This is a genomic window from Rhodococcus sp. C1, assembly GCF_020809065.1.
In the GTDB taxonomy this organism is placed as follows: Bacteria; Actinomycetota; Actinomycetes; order Mycobacteriales; family Mycobacteriaceae; genus Rhodococcus_F; species Rhodococcus_F qingshengii.
The window spans coordinates 5,217,430-5,235,254 of sequence record NZ_CP078080.1; the positions used below are offsets into that span (position 1 = coordinate 5,217,430).

17 protein-coding genes are annotated in these 17,825 nt (G+C 62.6%); 5 read left to right on the plus strand and 12 right to left on the minus strand.

Annotation, left to right across the window (positions count from 1 at the left end):
* Positions 1-38: 38 nt before the first annotated feature.
* From KTR60_RS23970 to KTR60_RS23990, 5 genes are all read right to left on the minus strand, one after another.
* A complete protein-coding gene (locus KTR60_RS23970) occupies positions 39-1,946 on the minus strand; it encodes an alkyl/aryl-sulfatase (protein WP_228401323.1) in 1,908 nt (635 codons plus the stop codon).
* A gap of 63 nt (positions 1,947-2,009) precedes the next feature.
* On the minus strand, positions 2,010-2,336 hold the full coding sequence (locus KTR60_RS23975) for an SHOCT domain-containing protein (RefSeq protein WP_003939954.1): 327 nt from the start codon (positions 2,334-2,336) through the stop codon (positions 2,010-2,012).
* Positions 2,337-2,360: 24 nt separating this feature from the next.
* On the minus strand, positions 2,361-2,789 hold the full coding sequence (locus KTR60_RS23980) for a DUF6325 family protein (protein ID WP_007732604.1): 429 nt from the start codon (positions 2,787-2,789) through the stop codon (positions 2,361-2,363).
* A 70-nt stretch (positions 2,790-2,859) separates the two neighbouring features.
* Positions 2,860-4,131: an MFS transporter gene (locus KTR60_RS23985; protein ID WP_007732605.1), complete on the minus strand. Its 1,272-nt coding sequence runs from the start codon at positions 4,129-4,131 to the stop codon at positions 2,860-2,862.
* A 45-nt stretch (positions 4,132-4,176) separates the two neighbouring features.
* Positions 4,177-5,172, minus strand: a complete 996-nt coding sequence (locus KTR60_RS23990; protein ID WP_228401324.1) for an aldo/keto reductase — start codon at positions 5,170-5,172, stop codon at positions 4,177-4,179.
* A 101-nt stretch (positions 5,173-5,273) separates the two neighbouring features.
* Here KTR60_RS23990 and KTR60_RS23995 point away from each other — a divergent pair, with 101 nt between their 5' ends.
* Positions 5,274-5,831, plus strand: coding sequence for a TIGR03086 family metal-binding protein (locus KTR60_RS23995; RefSeq protein WP_007732609.1), 558 nt, complete (start codon positions 5,274-5,276; stop codon positions 5,829-5,831).
* Here the strand turns inward: KTR60_RS23995 and KTR60_RS24000 are convergent.
* The 3 genes from KTR60_RS24000 to KTR60_RS24010 all read right to left on the minus strand — a co-directional run bounded on the left by KTR60_RS24000 (position 5,828) and on the right by KTR60_RS24010 (position 9,097).
* Positions 5,828-7,102 carry an alkaline phosphatase family protein gene (locus KTR60_RS24000; RefSeq protein ID WP_007732611.1) on the minus strand — a complete coding sequence of 425 codons (1,275 nt, stop codon included), beginning with the start codon at positions 7,100-7,102 and terminating at the stop codon, positions 5,828-5,830. The genes KTR60_RS23995 and KTR60_RS24000 overlap by 4 nt on opposite strands.
* The gene (locus KTR60_RS24005) at positions 7,099-8,787 is read right to left on the minus strand and encodes an alkaline phosphatase D family protein (protein ID WP_042448352.1); all 1,689 of its coding nucleotides are present in this window, start codon (positions 8,785-8,787) and stop codon (positions 7,099-7,101) included. The genes KTR60_RS24000 and KTR60_RS24005 overlap by 4 nt, the downstream gene beginning before the upstream one ends.
* A gap of 103 nt (positions 8,788-8,890) precedes the next feature.
* Entirely contained in the window at positions 8,891-9,097 is a 207-nt protein-coding gene (locus KTR60_RS24010) for a hypothetical protein (RefSeq protein WP_223304509.1), read from the minus strand.
* 103 nt (positions 9,098-9,200) lie between these two features.
* Between KTR60_RS24010 and ilvD the strand changes: the two genes are divergently transcribed.
* Complete coding sequence (ilvD, locus tag KTR60_RS24015; protein ID WP_003940201.1) at positions 9,201-10,895, plus strand: dihydroxy-acid dehydratase; 1,695 nt, start codon at positions 9,201-9,203, stop codon at positions 10,893-10,895.
* A 13-nt stretch (positions 10,896-10,908) separates the two neighbouring features.
* Here ilvD and KTR60_RS24020 read toward each other — a convergent pair whose 3' ends face one another.
* Together KTR60_RS24020 and KTR60_RS24025 are read right to left on the minus strand one after the other, a co-directional pair.
* Positions 10,909-11,565: a S1 family peptidase gene (locus KTR60_RS24020; protein ID WP_007732621.1), complete on the minus strand. Its 657-nt coding sequence runs from the start codon at positions 11,563-11,565 to the stop codon at positions 10,909-10,911.
* 74 nt (positions 11,566-11,639) lie between these two features.
* Positions 11,640-12,359, minus strand: coding sequence for a DUF6319 family protein (locus KTR60_RS24025; protein WP_003940205.1), 720 nt, complete (start codon positions 12,357-12,359; stop codon positions 11,640-11,642).
* A 206-nt stretch (positions 12,360-12,565) separates the two neighbouring features.
* Between KTR60_RS24025 and KTR60_RS24030 the strand changes: the two genes are divergently transcribed.
* A complete protein-coding gene (locus KTR60_RS24030) occupies positions 12,566-13,666 on the plus strand; it encodes an adenylate/guanylate cyclase domain-containing protein (RefSeq protein WP_372025141.1) in 1,101 nt (366 codons plus the stop codon).
* A gap of 4 nt (positions 13,667-13,670) precedes the next feature.
* On the opposite strand, the gene KTR60_RS24035 is transcribed toward KTR60_RS24030, so the two are convergent.
* The gene (locus tag KTR60_RS24035) at positions 13,671-14,321 is read right to left on the minus strand and encodes a TetR/AcrR family transcriptional regulator (protein ID WP_058226560.1); all 651 of its coding nucleotides are present in this window, start codon (positions 14,319-14,321) and stop codon (positions 13,671-13,673) included.
* Positions 14,322-14,377: 56 nt separating this feature from the next.
* Here KTR60_RS24035 and KTR60_RS24040 point away from each other — a divergent pair, with 56 nt between their 5' ends.
* Positions 14,378-15,922: an MFS transporter gene (locus tag KTR60_RS24040; protein ID WP_125051983.1), complete on the plus strand. Its 1,545-nt coding sequence runs from the start codon at positions 14,378-14,380 to the stop codon at positions 15,920-15,922.
* On the opposite strand, the gene KTR60_RS24045 is transcribed toward KTR60_RS24040, so the two are convergent.
* Positions 15,910-16,383 carry an Lrp/AsnC family transcriptional regulator gene (locus KTR60_RS24045; RefSeq protein WP_054825263.1) on the minus strand — a complete coding sequence of 158 codons (474 nt, stop codon included), beginning with the start codon at positions 16,381-16,383 and terminating at the stop codon, positions 15,910-15,912. The genes KTR60_RS24040 and KTR60_RS24045 overlap by 13 nt on opposite strands.
* A gap of 234 nt (positions 16,384-16,617) precedes the next feature.
* Here KTR60_RS24045 and hppD point away from each other — a divergent pair, with 234 nt between their 5' ends.
* Positions 16,618-17,823, plus strand: coding sequence for a 4-hydroxyphenylpyruvate dioxygenase (hppD, locus tag KTR60_RS24050; protein WP_125051985.1), 1,206 nt, complete (start codon positions 16,618-16,620; stop codon positions 17,821-17,823).
* Positions 17,824-17,825: the final 2 nt, after the last annotated feature.

A 17,825-nucleotide genomic window follows, 5' to 3' on the forward strand; every position in this document is an offset into this window, starting at 1 on the left:
CCTATTGAAGTACAGTCTCGTTCACGACTGATACAGCGCTAGGTCGGAGTGACTATCGCAAAGTTCGGATCCGGCTCGTCGAGGTATCCGGCAAGTTCTGCGAGCTTCGCCGGGTCGCCGGAAACCGAGATGGTTCCGTTCGCGATCTCAGCACCCAAGTCCGCACCACCGAGCAGCACACCGAGCAAGCCGAGACGACTCAAACTGAACATCGCATCCACAGACCCAGCATCTGCAGACCCACTTTCCACGTCGAAATGGATCAGAACTCCGTTGCTGAGTTCCGTTCGGTGCACGATGTTTTCGTCAGTGATGTTCCAATCGACGACGATGTGCGAGCCCGCTGCGCGCACTCCGTCCACGCGCAGCGATACTGCATCGAAGACTTGACTTACCGACAGCGCCGCGGTGATGTCGGGCGCCGCGGCAACCGTGGGCGTCCCCACTGAGCCGTTGCGCAGTTCGTATGCACCGGTGAGGTAGAAGTTCCGCCATGTGCCGTTCTCGGCACCGTACCCGAGTTGCTCGAAGGTATCGGCCTGCAGATTCTTGGCCTCGACGTTGTCCGGTTCAGCGAAGACCACGTAGTTCACCACCTGCGCAACCCAGCGAAAGTCGCCGCGCTCGTATGATTCCCGAGCTTTCCGTAACACTTCTGCTGATCCGCCCATGAACTCCACGTGACGCTTGGCCGATTCGACGGGTGGATGCTCCCACAGATGCGCAGGGTTACCGTCGAACCAACCCATGTATCGCTGGTAGATGGCTTTGACGTTGTGACTGACGGAACCGTAGTACCCGTGCGTGTGCCACGCTTGCGCCAATGCAGGTGGCAGCTCGATCGATTCGGCGATCTCGAGACCGGTCCAACCCTGATTGATTCGACGAAGTGTCTGATCGTGAAGGTACCCGTAGAGGTCGCGCTGCAATGACAGGAACTCGGTGAGCCGTTCGGTCCCCCACGTCGGCCAGTGGTGGGACGCAAACAGAACGTCGGATCGTGAGGCGTAACGATTGATCGATTCCGTCAGGTACGCAGACCAGACGTGAGGATCTCGTACCAGGGCACCGCGAAGCGTGAGCAGGTTGTGGAGAGTATGAGTTGCGTTCTCCGCCATACACAGTGCGCGCAAATCCGGGAAGTAGAAGTTCATCTCGGACGGGGCCTCGGTTCCGGGCGTCATCTGGAATTCGATCCGAACGCCGTCGATCGTCTCCGTGTGACCTGTCTTCGAGATCGACACCGTCGGCGAAATGAGCGTCGGTGTGCCGGTTGAGGTGGTCTGCCCCAACCCGGCTCCGACGCTACCTCGGGGACCTCGGGGTAAGGCCGCTCCGTACATGTAGGCCGCACGTCGAGCCATTGCCGTTCCCGCATAGACGTTTTCCTCCACCGCGTGCTCCACGAGCCCGGTGGGTGCGACGATCACGCATCGCCCGGCGGCGACGTCGTCGTCGGTGGTCACACCTTTGACCCCGCCGAAGTGGTCGATGTGCGAATGCGTGTAGATCACCGCGACAACCGGTCGATCACCACGATGCTCCCGATACAACGCGAGACCAGCGGCAGCGGTTTCCCGGGAGATCAGTGGATCGATGACGATGATTCCGGTATCTCCCTCGATCAACGTCATGTTCGACAGATCAAGTCCGCGAATCTGATAGATCGAATCCGTCACCGCAAAGAGTCCCTGCTTGGCGACCAACTTCGACTGACGCCACAAGCTCGGATTGACCGTTGGCGGGCAGTCCTCGTCAAGGAAGGCGTAGGAATCGTTGTTCCACAGGACTTTCCCGTCCGAATCGGCAACCAGCCCCGGATCGAGTGCGGCGACGAAACCCCGCTTCGCCTCGGTGAAGTCGGCGTCGTCGGAGAACGGTAGAGTCTCGGCGACTCGGGCGTTCGCGGCTTCGATTGCGGCCGATGCCGCACGTGGGTCGATCATAAGTCAGCCTTTCACGCCGAATTGCGGCAATGCGCATTGCCGCAATTGAAGAGAACAGCAGGGCTAGCTCAGCAACTGCGCCTTTGCCGCCGCGAACTCGGCATCGGTCAACACGCCGGACTGATGAAGCTGTCCCAACTCCTGCAGCTTGGAGACCAGATCGTCCGCGCCTGAAGGGGGAACGGACTGCACGGGGGCGACCTGCTGCTGCGGCGGCGGCTGTTGCTGCTGGTACTCCTGCTGATATTCCTGCTGCTGCTCGCTGGCCTTTCGTTGACTCCGTCGATCCATGGCGTTGGACGTCGCCTTTGCGGTTCCAGCCACTACCGCCGTGCGCGCCACCGTGCCGAGCAACCCCGGCCGCCCTCTGCGTCCACCTCGAAAAACCATGCCGAACTCCTTGGGTAATTGTCGCTACTGAAATGCTGCTTCGACCGCTGCGACGACTACCTCGCGCGGTATCTGAACGTGAAGGACTACGTCGCCGCCGCCACCGCGAACCGTCGACGCGAGCTCACGCGCCCACGTCTGCTCGTAGACGATGACTGCGGCGGACGTTCCTGGTTCGAGTGACTCACGGACCACGTCCAGGTCCTCGTCACTGATCAATGCCTTGGCTTCGATGGACAGAATCGCCAGTCCGATGTCGGTGAGATCTTCGTCGACATCGATCTGCGACACCTGTCCGTCCGCGTCCTTGGCGATGTACACGAGGTCGAGCAGAGTGACAAAACCTCGTTCCACCACGTTCTGCAGCGCGGCGACAGCTTCAGGATCCACAGTTGAACCTGGGAATGCCAGCACCACGAGCTCGACCGGTCCGATGTTCATTGCGTCGTTCATCCATCAAGCCTGGTGGCTCGGACGCTTGGGAACCTCACCCGCAGGGGATGAATTACCCGATGCGATCGAGTTATTTGTTGCGGCGAATGACTTCGCGAATCGGCCGTACGTGTACGCCTTCTGCTGCGAGGGCTCGCCGGGCTTTGCCTCGGGTGACGAGCACACCGACGATACCGAGAATCCAAACCGGATATTGCACCATCCAGGCGACACGGAATCCGTCGAACGTGTACCCGCCCATGTGCCCGAGGATGACGCCCATCACTTGAATCACGATGAGGGAAGCGAGGAATCCCCCGATGTTGACCATGCCCTGGGCGGTGCCCATCGCCGAACTCGGATTGGATGTGCGCGCGTAGTCGAAGCCGATCACCGAACCCGGCCCACCCACCGAGATGACGACCACCAGGATCGTCAACAACCAGAGCGGAGACGGTTCGCTTCGTGAAAGCACGATCGTCCACATGAGCGCGCTGGCCACCATGATGGTGAGAACCAACCACGATCGACGCATGGGATAGCGACCGGTGAGAATACCGAGGATCGGGCCGGCCACGATTGCCGAGATGACTGACAGCGTCAGCAGCGAGCCGACCGTCGTGGAGTCGAGGCCTTGAGCCGATTTCAGGTACGGCACACCCCACAGCAGCGCGAACGTCGTGATCGAGAACTGAGTCCCCATGTGGCTGAAGAACCCGAGTCGGGTGCCGGGCCGCATCCACACCGTCTTGATCTGTCGCCCGATCTCCTTGGCGCCGGCCGGCACGGCGACCACGTCGGCACCGGGAGGCGCATCGCGGATGACACTCAACGCCAGCGCAAACGCCAACAGTCCGACAGCGGCAGCGCTGCCGTAGGCAAAAGTCCAGCCCGGTCCGGACAACAGCAACATGAACGGAAGCGCAGACATCACCTGGCCCAGCTGACCGAGGATGCCCGTGAACTGCGAGACCAACGGCACCTGCCGGGGCGGGAACCACTGCGGTACCAACCGCAACACCGAGATGAAGGTGAGTGCATCCCCGGCACCGACGGCAATACGTGCACCGATCGCGACGGGCAGCGATTCGGTGAAGGCGAGAGCCAACTGCGCGGACATCATGATGAACGCACCGACTGCGATCATGATCCGCGAACCGTAGCGGTCGAGGAGGACTCCCGCCGGAATCTGCATGCCGGCGTACACGACGATCTGCAGCACGACGAAGCTCGACAGAACGCTGGGCGAGATCGAGAACCGATCAGCAGCAGACAGACCCGAGACGCCGAACGAAGTGCGGTGAAGCACGGCGATCACGTAGGCAAAAACACCGACACCCCAGACCAACCACACTTTTTTCATCGGGTCTGTATGTTACTCCTGTCTTTCGCAAGGCTCAGGACATGATTATTCGCGGCCCTGAGACACCCAATTCAGATCGGCCGAACGGAAGCCTTCGGTGATCGCGGCGAGGGAGTCGAGGCGAGCGATCTGGTCTTCGCTCAAAACGATGTCCAACGCTCCGGCGTTTTCGGTGACTCGTGCAGCGAACCGAGTGCCGGGAATCGAAACGGAAGGCAACCCGTACTGGCGGCCCTTGGCATCGAGCCATGCCAGGGAAACCTGTGCAGGCGTCGCGCCGAGCTCCTCACCGACGGCGCGGACCACGTCGAGAACCTTCTGATTGGCGGGAAGTGCGGAGTCCGAGAAGCGGGGGAAGCGTCGGCGTAGGTCGTTGTCACTGAGCGTCGCCGCATCGAACGATCCCGCCAAGAAGCCTCGGCCCACAGGTGAAAAGGGCACGAACCCGACTCCGAGTTCCGCCGCGGTGGGTACTACCTTGTTCTCGACGTCACGGCTCCAGATGCTCCATTCCGACTGGATCGCCGCGATCGGATGTACCCCGTACGCACGACGCAGTTCGTCACCGGTCGCCTCGGACAGTCCGATGTTGCGGACCTTGCCCGCCTTCACCTGCTCCGCGATCGCGCCGACGGTGTCTTCGATCGGCACGTTCGGGTCGACCCGGTGCAAGTAGTAGAGGTCGACATGATCGACGCCGAGTCGTCCCAGAGACTCGTCGAGTGCCCGCGGCACGTAAGCCGGGTCTCCGTTGATCCCGCGCTGACCGTTGGCGATGTTGCCGACCAGACCGAACTTGGTCGCCAACTGCACTTCCTCCCGGCGGTCTTTGAGAAGCTCTCCCACCGCCCGCTCACTCGATCCCTCGCCGTACACGTTCGCGGTGTCGATGAATGTGATCCCGATGTCCACCGCATGGTGCAGCGTGGCGAGCGCCTCGGCCGGATCCACCGGGCCGTAGACCGGGGCGACGGACATCGCGCCGTATCCCTGGGCGCTGACAGTGAGACCTTCGGCCAGAGTGACGGTGGGGACGATCATGAAAACTCCTCGATTCGACTGAGCGACAACCCCGACAGTCTTCACCGAATCGAAGCCTCACGCACCGATTAACGTCACGCTGATCGGGTTACCCTCGAGTGATGGCATTCGATTGGCTCGAACTCGTACTCACCGCCCACCGCGAATTCGGTTCACGACTCGCTGCGGTCGAGGACTGGAACGCACCCACGCCCGACTCCGACTGGCACGTCGAACACCTCGTCCGCCACGTCATCGAGGAGCAGCAGTGGGTACCGCCGCTCCTGGCCGGACTGACGGTCGGCGAGGCGACACCGGACATCGTTCCCGTCGGGGACGACCTGTGGACCGAATGGCAGAAGTACTCCGATGCCGCAATCAAAGCGTGGAAATCGACGGACCTCAGTGCCCACGTTCACCTCTCGTACGGCACGGTGAAGGTGGAACCCTATCTGCGCCAGCAGACCTCGGACGTCACGATCCACACCTGGGACCTCGCGCGAGCGGTCGGAGCAGACGAGCGACTCGATCCAGACCTCGTCGAGGCCGTCTGGTCCGACCTCGACGGGCAGCGCGACATGCTCGCCGAGAGCGGACTCTTCTCCGATCCCGTCGACCTCCCGGACGATGCGTCGTTGCAGGACAAGCTGATTGCCCTGACCGGTCGCGATCCTCGTTAGACGTTCAGCGACACACCCGTCGTGCGGGCGACGCCGTCCCAGCCGCCGGCAGGTGCACCGAGGCCGAGCAGAGCCGCAACCGTCGGCGCGACGTCGATCGTGCGAGCCTGCGTGTCGATCTTCCGTCCACCGTCCAGAGCGGGATGTCCGCCGCTGAGGAAGAACGGAATGGGCAGTGTCACGAAGTGACCGTGGTTGCCGGGAATCGGGTTGGACAGTGGAGTCGGATCACTGAACCGCCAGCCCTGAGCGCAAAACGCAACGACGTCACCGGCATTGGTGCCGAGATCGAATTCGGCGGGGAGGTGGCTGGATTCGACGCCGTCCACACCATCCACGATCTGCTGAATCCGGCTGACGGCTTCCGCCCGTTCGCCATCGGGTCCGATGAAGTAGATCAGGTCTGCGCCACCGTTCTGGGCGATTCGAATCTTGCCTGCCAGCAACGGGTCCGCGTTCAGCGGTCGATCCAAGCCGATGAGCCGCGCGGGCTCAGACCAGTCCATGGAGTGGTCGGCCAACACGATCAGAATGCTCCGATTCCAGCGACCCGTGTCATGAAGGAAGTCGACGAAGCGGCGAACCTGGTTGTCGGTGTTCTGAAGTGCAGCCGTGCGAGCGATCCGGATGGACGGACCGGACAGATCCAGGTGCCCGACCCGATCGACGTCACCGAGGTTGGTGAACGAGAGCCGCGGCGAGTTCCCGCCGACGATACGGATCAAGGCGTCGATCGTGAAGTTGTCCGGCGCATGCTCGGTACCGGGAACGAGCGGCTGCGGATCCCACACCAATGAGGCGCGGTCACCGAACAACCCGTGCAGGTAGCGCTTCGACAGCACACTCGCAGTGGTCAATCCGAGTTCGGTGCGCACCCGATCCAGAACCGTCGATGCCTGCAGGTCGGAAGGCCGATCGAGGTCACGCTTCTTGTCGATGGCCGGATCGTAGACGGAGTTGGCGGGTACACCCGAACGCGCCGGCAGCACTCCCGTCATCATCGCCGTGTGGTTCGGCAGCGTCTCTGCGATCGTGATGGCACTGGCGTCCGGGTAGTGGATACCGCCGGCCGCAAGCCCGGTCAGCGTCGGGGTGAGCTCCGATCGCAGCTCGTCCGGCCGCATGCCGTCGACGACTATGACATGCACGTCCAGGTCTGGGATTCCGGCGCTGGTGGGAACACTCGCGCGAGCGGGCGTTCCGAGCAATGCCGTTCCGGCGACAACACTTCCGCCGATCAGAACGCTACGACGCGAAACTTCGATGCTCACTGGTCGACTCCTGGTCGGTACGAGGCCTGATCGAGGGCGGCCGAGGTGGGTGAGACTCTACTGCCCGCGCCTGCCGGAAGACGGTAGCTCACGGCGTAGTGCGCATTGCTCTGCGGATTGGTGAGATCGTCGACGTAGTACCAGTCCATCTGAGTACCTTCGCGGGCGATTTCGAATACGCCGTAGCCGTGCGAATCCAGTTCGACGTACCGCACGTGTCGGTTCACGGCCTTGAATGCTTCTTCTGCCGCAACGGTTACCGTGCGCGGTGGCACTTTCAGCATGTCGTCGATATTGGGCGACGTCACCGACGGGACGACGAACTCGGCGCCGACGGTCGGCCCACCCGGATAGTTGGCGGCGTTGGTCGGTAGGTCGCAGGCCCACGACGTGTGGATGTCACCGGTGATGAAGACGGTGTTGTCCACACCGTTCGAGGTGATCGCGTCGAAAAGCCTGGTGCGGTCGGCGGTGTACCCGTCCCACTGATCCGTGTTGTACGGGACACCGGCCTGCGGCACACCCACCAGTTCGGTCAACGCCGCGGTGGTCGCCGGTTCCAGCGGCGGGAACACGCAGGGCGTGATCATGACCGGATTGCCGACGACCTTCCACTGCGTCGGGGAGGTGACGATTCCGTTGGTCAACCAATCCATCTGTGCGCGTCCGGTAATGGTGCGCGACGGATCGTCGACCTGCTTCATGGTCGGTTGCTCGTCGCGGTAAGTACGCAGATCGAGCATCGAGATCTCGGCCAGATTCCCGAAGCGGAACCGACGATACAGCTGAACGCTCGAACCACTACCCGACGGGCGGACGGGCATCCACTCGAAATATGCCTTGGCCGAGTTGGCCTTTCGATCTACCCAGTCACCTTCGACACCGGGAGTGTGGTTTTCGGCGCCGTCCCGGTACGCGTTGTCGGCCGATTCGTGATCGTCCCACGTGGTGATGAACGGGAGCTTCAGGTGCAGAGCTGCCAGATCCGGGTCTGTCTTGTACTGCGCGTGCCGAATTCGGTAGTCGGCCAGCGAAATGATCTCGTGGGCCGGCTCGTGAAGGCGAACGGATCCGTTTCTCGCGCCGTACTCCCCCTGCCCGTACTCGTAGATGTAGTCACCGAGGTGGATGATCGCGTCGAGGTCTTCGCGGAATGCGAGGTGACGATAGGCACCGAAATACCCCGCCTCCCAGTTGGAGCAGGACACCACGCCGAAGCGGAGACGATCGAGATCTGCCGAGTTCGACGGAGCCGTGCGGGTGCGGCCCATCGGAGAAACAGCCGAACCCGCAGTGAATCGGTACCAGTACGTCGTCGACGAATCGAGTCCGGTGACGTCGACCTTCGCGGTGTGATCGGAATCCGCCGAAGCAGCAACACTTCCGGACGCAACGACGCTCGCGAACCCCTCATCGGTCGCGACCTGCCAGTTGAGAGTCACCGCCGGCCCGACGCCGGAACCGGGCGTCGCGTCTGCCGTCGGGGTGATGCGGGTCCAGATGATCACCGCATCCGGCAACGGGTCACCGGATGCCACGCCGTGCGCGAAGCCCGGGCTGCCACCCGGAACCTCGGCACCGGCGTGACTCGCCGAAGCGACACCGAGACCTACTGCGCCGGCGAGGGCCGCCGATCCCTGCAGCAGGCCACGTCTGGATATTCGATCGAAGGCATTCGTGTGCACGCTAGGAGTGAACCCGCACCTGAACGGGCGTTCAAGAGAGCTTCGGGATGTTCACCCAGGCTTCGCCTGCGCTTCTCTGGAAGTTTGATCGAGTCGATCCCGATTACAACCGGTAATCGAGGGCCGAGCCTCGAACCACACCGACCTTGACTCCGATGTAACCGCCGAGTGCACCCCCGGCCGCGATCAGGATCCAGAACGCCGGCGGAAGCAGAGCCTCGGACCCGTCGACCTCGGAGAACGCGGAATAGCCTGCGATCAACGCGCCGAACAGGATGGGCAGTATCAGCAGAGCGGCAAAGAAAGTCACCCACACCCGATGCGACGAGTCTATTCACGACGGACGGCGTTTGTCGGCAAGTCGAGTCGCTCGTCTGCCGGAAACACACCCCGCTGACGCCTATGCTTGGAAAATGACCGAACCCGACATCAAGCCCAGAAGTCGTGACGTCACCGACGGACTCGAAAAGACCGCAGCGCGCGGCATGTTGCGTGCAGTAGGAATGGGCGACGACGACTGGGTCAAGTCGCAGATCGGCGTCGCCTCGTCCTGGAACGAAATCACGCCATGCAACCTGTCCCTCGATCGCCTGGCCAAGGCCGTCAAGGAGGGCGTACGGGAAGCCGGCGGGTTCCCTCTCGAATTCGGCACTATCTCCGTCTCCGACGGCATTTCGATGGGGCACGAGGGCATGCACTTCTCCCTCGTCTCCCGTGAAGTGATCGCGGACAGCGTCGAGACCGTCATGCAGGCCGAGCGTCTCGACGGATCGGTCCTTCTCGCCGGCTGCGACAAGTCGTTGCCCGGCATGATGATGGCGGCGGCCCGCCTCGACCTCGCCAGCGTGTTCCTCTACGCCGGCTCCACCCTCCCCGGCGTCGCCAAACTTTCCGACGGCAGTGAGCGGGAAGTCACCGTCATCGACGCGTTCGAGGCGGTTGGCGCCTGCTCGCGTGGGCTGATGAGCCGCGCCGACGTCGACACCATCGAACGGGCGATCTGCCCGGGCGAAGGCGCGTGCGGCGGCATGTACACGGCAAACACAATGGCGAGCGCCGCCGAGGCCATGGGAATGTCGCTGCCCGGCAGCGCTTCACCGCCCGCACCGGATCGTCGCCGCGACGGCTTCGCCCGCGAGAGCGGCAAAGCCGTTGTCGAACTCCTGCGTCGAGGTATCACCGCGAGGGACATCCTCACCAAGGAAGCGTTCGAGAACGCCATTGCAGTAGTCATGGCATTCGGCGGATCCACCAATGCGGTGCTCCATCTCCTCGCGATCGCGCACGAAGCGTACGTCCCGCTGACGCTCGACGACTTCGCTCGCGTCGGCGCGAAGGTCCCGCACCTCGCCGACGTCAAGCCTTTCGGAAAGCACGTCATGACGGACGTCGACCGTATCGGCGGCGTCCCCGTGATCATGAAGGCATTACTCGACGCGGGACTCATGCACGGAGATTGCCTGACCGTCACCGGTAAGACCGTGGCGGAGAATCTCGCGCACATCACCCCGCCCGATCCGGACGGCAAGGTCCTGCGGGCGATGAACAAGCCCATTCACCCCACCGGAGGCATCACGATCTTGAAGGGGTCACTCGCGCCCGGCGGCGCGGTGGTCAAGTCGGCAGGATTCGAGTCTGATGTATTCGTCGGCACTGCACGGGTTTTCGAACGCGAGCGCGCCGCGATGGATGCTCTCGAGGACGGCACCATCACCGGCGGTGACGTTGTCGTCATCCGCTACGAAGGCCCGAAGGGTGGTCCCGGCATGCGCGAGATGCTGGCCATCACGGGCGCGATCAAGGGCGCGGGTCTCGGCAAGGACGTCCTGCTGCTGACGGACGGACGATTCTCGGGCGGCACCACCGGCCTGTGTGTCGGACACGTTGCGCCCGAGGCCGTCGACGGCGGTCCCATCGCGTTCGTTCGCGACGGCGATCAGATCCGGCTCGACGTGGGTACCGGACAACTCGAATTGTTGGTCGACGACTCCGAATTGGAAGCCCGCAAGAAGGGCTGGGAGCCGTTGCCGCCTCGCTACACACGTGGTGTGTTGGCCAAGTACTCCAAGCTCGTGGGATCAGCCTCGGGTGGAGCAGTGTGCGGCTGATCCCAGCCCGCCGCTAGATCGGCCGGTACCCGGCGCCGACACCTCCGTGGGCATTGATCGTGTCCACGATGGAGGTCATGTTGGTGCCGAGTTCCGGCCCCAGGCATGGCACCCAGAGGTAGGCGTTGACCATCGCGACCAGCGTCGTCCCGACCGTGACCGGGGCTCCCGAATCACCGTGGTCGACGCAGATCTGAGTCCAGGTGGATGCGTCGGCGCTCAGGTCTCCCCAGACGACGCCGCAGGTCGTGCCCGTCGTACGGCCTTCCTTGCAGGCTGTGGCCGGGAAGCTGGCCGGAGCGCCGATCGAGGTGATGGTTGCCGCGCCCACCGTTCGAACTGGTGTGACCTTGCCCGGATCGAACTGGATGACCCCGTAGTCCAGGTCCGGGTTCGACTCGACGAACGTGCCGACCACGCCTGCGTCCTCGTTGCTTTCCGGGATCACGAACGATCCAGGACCACCGCAGTGACCTGCGGTGATACCTACGAGTCTGCCGCCGTTGTCGTGACCGATAGTGGTCAACGTACAGACCAGCTGATTGTCGATGATGATGCCCGAACCACCACCCATGGGCGTGGGTGCAGCAACAGCGTTGCTGCTGACGATGAACCCGAGTCCGAGTGCCAAGACCAACGCTGCCAGAGCCGAAACAATTCGCTGCAACATCACAATCTCTCCGCCGGTAATCTCCCCGCTGCAAAAAACGCATACCCCGGAAAGTGCGGACCTACGCAGCGTTTCTAGTCGGTAGCTCCGAGCGCCTCGAGCATCTTGCGTGCCTCCTCGAGCTGACGACTCAACTCGTCGACTCGCGCTGCAGCCATGTCCCGTGCAGCGACGATGATGGACTCGACAGCCTCGATTGCGGTGGGCTCACCCAACTCGCGGACAGCTCGCTCGACCGCATCGGGTGCGACCGGAACTGCTTTGCCCGGACGCTTGGCGCCCTGTGTGACCGTCACGCTCCAGTCGTTGTCCGCGCCGGCATGGATGGTGACGCTGATACCGGCCGGCAGTTTCTTCGCACGCTTGACGGCCGGACGAGGTGTCGCGGCAGGGGCAGCAGTGGTAGTCGGTACCGGAGCGGGTGCAGGCTGCGCACGCGGCTTCGGTCGAACAGGCTCTACGAGTGGCTCCATCAGGGGCTCGGACTCCACAACTGGTTTGGGCCGTGGCGCCGGTTTGGCCGGTGCCGCGGAGACGCGGTTTATGCGCAATTCCTCTGCCTCGAAAGGCAATTCGTCGTTGACGCCTTTGGGGCGGATCATCACGGTGTTGCCGTCCACCGACACGACTTTCGCCGAGGTACCGGCTTCGATCCCCAGGCTGGGAGTCGCCTCGCGCAGATAGACGGTGGCGCGCTTGCCTTCGGCGACAGCCGTGGCGAGCGCTGCCAGATTGTCCGCAGTGAGGTGATCCGGCGTTGATGCGGCAGCGCCGGAACGTCTACGGGGTGGCATGCGCAGGTCCTTTCAGAAGTATCTCGTGCATTTCGGTATCGACAGTGCTTTTCTCGGGGCAACTCTTGCACAAGCCACCGACGTGTTGACTCTCACCGCCCGCCTGAGCCCGAGGATCCGTAGGCGGTTCGGCCAATTCAGTACTGTTCTCGGGGCACCGCGTGGAAGATGGTGGACAGAAATTCGTTGCGGCAAGAAGGAGCACGGTGAGCAGTTCGGAGTCAGAGTGGATCGACGAGGTCACCGAACCCGCCCCTGCTGAATCTCACGCTGCCGAATCTCACACTGCTGATCCGGTCGACGTCGATGCTCATCTGCTCAGCCGGATTCAAGCCGACATCGAGGAGTCCCTCCTCGGCGGACCGCGCTGCTTCACGCAATCGCAGATCGCGGAATTCGCCGGTGTGACACGCGAGCGTGCCGATCGTTTGTGGGTCGCGATGGGCTTTGCCGTCGACGAGGATCCCGACGCCGTCATGTTCACCCAGCAAGACGCCAACGCCCTCAAGACGATCATCGACATGGTCAATCGAGGAGTCATCTCGCAGAGCAGTGAGGTTGCTGCCGCCCGTTCACTGGGGCAGTCGATGTCGAGGTTGGCTGAGTGGCAGGTCTCGCTGATCAGCACACACATCATCGACCAGCTCGCCGACTCGGCAGATCACGAGCCCGAAGCGATCCGGAAGATCGTTCTGCGCCTCGGCGCCGAGATCATTCCCGCTGTCGAATCTCTGCAGACGTACGTGTGGAAGCGCCACGTCGCGTCCTCGACGGGACGCAACGTCGGAAACCCGGGTGAAGAAGTAGCGAGTCGTGTTCTGGTCGTGGGTTTCGCCGACATCGTCGGGTACACCTCGCTGACCCGCGGCCTCGACTCCGCCGAACTCAACGATCTGCTCGAGCGGTTCGAGTCCGCGTCCACCGAAATCATCGGTCGCAACTACGGCTGGGTGGTCAAGACCGTCGGTGACGAGGTCATGTTTGCCGCTGAAAGTCCCCACCACGCCGCCGAGATCGCTTTGCAGATCCAGCAGGCGGTCCTCGCCGATCACGACGATCCGCAGCTTCGGGTGGGTCTGGCCATGGGGCCGACGTTGGTTCGCTTCGGAGATCTCTACGGTTCGGTGGTCAACAAGGCCGCGCGTCTCACCAGCTCTGCTCGTCCCGGCACTGTGCTGATCGACTCCGAGCTGGCCACCCAGCTCGGCTCGGACGCCAATTTCAAACTGCGACACCTTCGTCCGCGACGAGTGCGCGGCATCGACAGGCTCGAGCAGTACGTGCTACGCCGCAATCTGGAGCCGTGAGCTCTCAGCTCGACACTCCGCGTGCAGCCAGAAAGTCGTCCACGATCTGCTCACACGCAGCCTCCCCGAGAGGCGTCAGCGTGGCCAGCTTGGTGAGCACCAACGGTCCGACCAACTGAGCAAGTGCGACGTCGTAGTCGTACTCCCCCAACGCGTCGATCGCGTCCGGCGAGCGCAGGATCCGATCGAACGCGTGTCGGTACTGCTCGAAGACCGTCTGGCGCAGCGATCGCAATTCGGGCTTGTCCGCGGACAGGGCATCGACGCTCGAATAACCCTTCAGTTCCGGCCCCAAGCCGAGCCAGCACATCGCCGTCACCTGGATCGGTGCGCTTTCGATGGCCTTGGCCTGACTGGTCAACAACTCGAGCAACTGCGCGCGGAGGTCACCTTCCCCGGACATCTCCGGCACCGGCGGCAGTAGACGTGCAAATGCCGCGGCGAGTAACTCCGTGCCGCTGTCGAAATGGCGGTACAGCGTCGCACGCGCGACGTTGGCCAACTTGGTGACGGCATCGATCGTCACGGCGTCGACGCCGCCTTCTGCCAGCAGCGTGGTCGCTGCGTCGAGCAACCTGGACCTGGAACGCTGTTTGCGCGGGTCCTCGTCGTTTCCCTGCTGTTCGATTCCCTGCTTGTCGATTCCCACCGTCACAACTTCAGTTATACCCACTTGGGGGTTGTGGAACTGCTGTTCTTGTAACGATACTGATGGTCTTGTTTCTATCGGGAGGTTTCGTGAGTAGCGATACGACGCTCGAACAGTCCACGTGGACCATCCGACAGATCTGGATGCTGACGGTCGCGTGCTGCGCCGTCGCGCTGGTCGTCGCAGCGATGGCCGCGCTCAACACGGCCCTTCCCGACTTGGCCCGCGATACCGGTGCAACACAGAGCCAGCTCACGTGGATCGTGGACGGGTATACGCTCACGCTGGCTTGTCTCTTGTTGCCGGCGGGCGCACTCGGCGATCGATACGGTCGACGAGAACTGCTCATGTTCGGACTACTCGTTTTTGCTGCCGGCTCGTCGATTCCGGTCTTCGCGGACGAACCGTCGTGGGTCATCGTCTCCCGCGTGATCTCCGGCGTCGGCGCCGCGTTTGTCATGCCGGCGACGCTGTCTCTACTCACTGCAGGTTTCCCGCCGGCGCAGCGTGCCCGCGCCGTCGGAGTCTGGTCCGGCGTCGCAGGGTCCGGTGCAATCGCCGGACTCGTCGTCTCCGGGCTACTCCTCGAAAAATGGTCCTGGCATTCGATTTTCGTCAGCCTGGCCGTCGTCTCAGTTCTCATCCTCGTGGTGTCGTTCACGATCGTGACGTCGAAGGACACGGAGGCAACTCCACTCGATCTACCTGGTACAGCGCTGATCGCCGGCTCGATTGGCCTGTTCGTCCTCGGGATGATCGAGGCGCCCGCCCGTGGCTGGCTCGATCCGGTGGTTCTCGCATTGCTGATCGGCGGAATCGCCATGACAGCAATCTTCAGCTGGGTCGAATTACGCACTCGCCACCCACTTCTGGACGTCAGACTGTTTGCCAATCGTGCATTCGGCAGCGGCGCGGCGTCGCTGACCCTGCAATTTCTGGCGACCTTCGGCCTGTTCTTTCTGATCGTGCAGTATCTGCAACTGGTGCTCGACTACTCCCCTCTGCAATCTGCGCTAGCCCTTATGCCGATCGCCGTGCCGGTAATGGCCCTGTCCGTGGTTGCGCCCCTGCTGATTCCGCGTATCGGTCTACGCGCCCTCACCGCAACCGGAGTCGCCTTCCTCGGAACCGGAATTGCACTCCTGACGCGCTTGGATGCCAGTTCGACCTATGCCGAAGTCTGTGTTCCCTTGGTAGTGGCCGCCATTGGATTGGGTTTGTCGACAACCCCCGCCACTGCTGCCATCGTCTCCAACGCACCGGACTCCAAACAGGGGGTTGCCTCAGCAGTCAACGACGCAACCCGTGAGATCGGCTCCGCCATCGGCGTTGCACTGGCGGGAAGTATCCTCGCCGCCGGCTACGGAAATCACGTCCAGCCCGCGGTCGACTTGCTACCCGAACCGGCCAAGGAGCCGGTATCCGGTTCTCTGGCCGCAGCTCTCCACGTCGCCGAAGCAGCCGGGCCGCAGGGTGCCCAGTTGGCCGAATTCGCCCGTGAAGCCTTCATCAAAGGCATGGATCAAGGAGCACTCATGCTCGCCGCGATCATGTGGGTATCCGCGATCGTTCTGGGATTCTGGGCTCCGGGTCGTCAGCGAGACTGATCGTCGTGTCTATACGCGGGAGCTTTTGTCGTCTGCTTCGACTGCAGAGTCTGCAGTAGGGGCATCGACCGGAGCGGCACCACAACCGAGAGAACCATGACGCTGGTCGACCGGGTGGCTATCCCCGACCGATTCAGTTCGAGCAGCGTCGCTTGCAAATCCTCGTGCGACGCAGCGGCAATCCGGCACAGCACGTCGCCGGAGCCGGTGGTGGCAAAGGCTTCGAGCACACCGGGGATTGCCTCGAGTTCCGCGGTGACGGTGTCGAGCGCCCCCTGGGCGATCTGCAAAGTCACGAATGCTTGTACTCCGAAACCCGCTGCAGCCAAATTGACGTGCGGCGCGTATCCGGCGATGACGCCCGCATCTTCCATCCTTTTCAATCTCGCCTGCACTGTCGCCCGCGCAACCTTGACCTGACGCGAAAGCTCCAACGCACCGGCTCTCGGGTGCTTGTTCATCGCGTCCAACAGAGCCAGATCCACTGCGTCGAGATTCACGTCCGCTCCACTCGTCGTTCAACTATGCAAATTGCCTACAAAACAGTGCCACCATCTTCGCATTCCGGCGCTGTGTCTACTTTCAACTACCTCCGTTGACTACCCAACCTCTGAAGGACTTATCTGTTTGTACCGGCAGTGCCGAACATGACTCGAGCACCGCGCTGTGTACATCGCACTCAGAGGGGACTCACCATGACCGTCGAACAGACTCTCACCGACGACGAACAGTTGGCCGGCCTGGATCTGGAGCAATTGCGCCAGTTGGTCGGCTTGGTCGAGTACGACAGCGATCACGATCCCTTCCCCGTGAGCGGTTGGGACGGCCTCGAATGGATCGTCGGAAATGCCACGCAGACTTCACATTTCTTCCAGTCTGCGTTCGGCATGGAATTGGTGGCCTATTCAGGCCCGTCGACGGGAAACCGCGACCACCACGCGTTTGTACTCAAAAGCGGGGCCGTGCGGTTTGTCGTCAAAGGTGCTGTGGATCCGGCAAGTCCGCTGATCGAACATCACAGCCGTCACGGCGACGGTATCCGCGACATCGCGCTCAGCGTCCCTGACGTGGACAAGTGCATCGCACACGCCATCACCCAAGGCGCGACAGTGTTGAGCGAACCGCACGACGTCACCGACGAGCACGGCACCGTTCGCCTGGCCAGCATCGCGACGTACGGCGAGACTCGGCACACCCTCGTCGACCGTTCCCGCTACACCGGCCCTTACCTTCCCGGATACGTCGAACGGACGTCGTCGTACCGCAAGCGTGACGGCGCGCCCAAGCGAATCTTCCAGGCCCTCGACCACGTCGTCGGCAATGTCGAACTCGGCAAGATGGACCAGTGGGTCGACTTCTACAACCGGGTCATGGGATTCACCAACATGGCCGAGTTCGTGGGCGGCGACATAGCCACCGACTACTCCGCGCTGATGAGCAAGGTCGTCTCGAGCGGCAATCACCGAGTCAAGTTCCCACTCAACGAACCTGCCATCGCGAAGAAGCGGTCACAGATCGACGAGTACCTCCAGTTCTATCAAGGTCCCGGCGCTCAGCATCTCGCACTTGCGACCAACGACATCCTCGGAGCAGTCGACGCTCTGGCCGACGAAGGAATCGAGTTTCTCTCCACTCCGGCTTCGTATTACGAGGATCCAGAACTGCGCGCGCGTATCGGAGAGGTTCGAGTTCCGATCGAGGAATTGCAGAAGCGAGGCATCCTCGTCGACCGTGACGAGGACGGCTATCTTCTTCAGATCTTCACCAAGCCGATCGGAGATCGTCCCACCGTGTTCTTCGAGATCATCGAACGCCACGGCTCACTGGGATTCGGGTTGGGAAACTTCAAAGCCCTGTTCGAAGCGATCGAGCGTGAGCAGGCCGCGCGGGGCAACTTCTGAGG

What these genes read in the sequence shown, in the direction of transcription:
- KTR60_RS23975 (WP_003939954.1), bottom strand. Translation starts at nt 2,336, where the DNA reads ATGGTTTTTCGAGGTGGACGCAGAGGGCGGCCGGGGTTGCTCGGCACG.
- KTR60_RS23985 (WP_007732605.1), bottom strand. Translation starts at nt 4,131, where the DNA reads ATGAAAAAAGTGTGGTTGGTCTGGGGTGTCGGTGTTTTTGCCTACGTG.
- KTR60_RS24025 (WP_003940205.1), bottom strand. Translation starts at nt 12,359, where the DNA reads ATGCCACCCCGTAGACGTTCCGGCGCTGCCGCATCAACGCCGGATCAC.
- KTR60_RS24020 (WP_007732621.1), bottom strand. Translation starts at nt 11,565, where the DNA reads ATGTTGCAGCGAATTGTTTCGGCTCTGGCAGCGTTGGTCTTGGCACTC.
- KTR60_RS23995 (WP_007732609.1), top strand. Translation starts at nt 5,274, where the DNA reads ATGGCATTCGATTGGCTCGAACTCGTACTCACCGCCCACCGCGAATTC.
- hppD (WP_125051985.1), top strand. Translation starts at nt 16,618, where the DNA reads ATGACCGTCGAACAGACTCTCACCGACGACGAACAGTTGGCCGGCCTG.
- KTR60_RS23970 (WP_228401323.1), bottom strand. Translation starts at nt 1,946, where the DNA reads ATGATCGACCCACGTGCGGCATCGGCCGCAATCGAAGCCGCGAACGCC.
- ilvD (WP_003940201.1), top strand. Translation starts at nt 9,201, where the DNA reads ATGACCGAACCCGACATCAAGCCCAGAAGTCGTGACGTCACCGACGGA.
- KTR60_RS23980 (WP_007732604.1), bottom strand. Translation starts at nt 2,789, where the DNA reads ATGAACGACGCAATGAACATCGGACCGGTCGAGCTCGTGGTGCTGGCA.
- KTR60_RS24040 (WP_125051983.1), top strand. Translation starts at nt 14,378, where the DNA reads ATGGTCTTGTTTCTATCGGGAGGTTTCGTGAGTAGCGATACGACGCTC.
- KTR60_RS24045 (WP_054825263.1), bottom strand. Translation starts at nt 16,383, where the DNA reads ATGAACAAGCACCCGAGAGCCGGTGCGTTGGAGCTTTCGCGTCAGGTC.
- KTR60_RS23990 (WP_228401324.1), bottom strand. Translation starts at nt 5,172, where the DNA reads ATGATCGTCCCCACCGTCACTCTGGCCGAAGGTCTCACTGTCAGCGCC.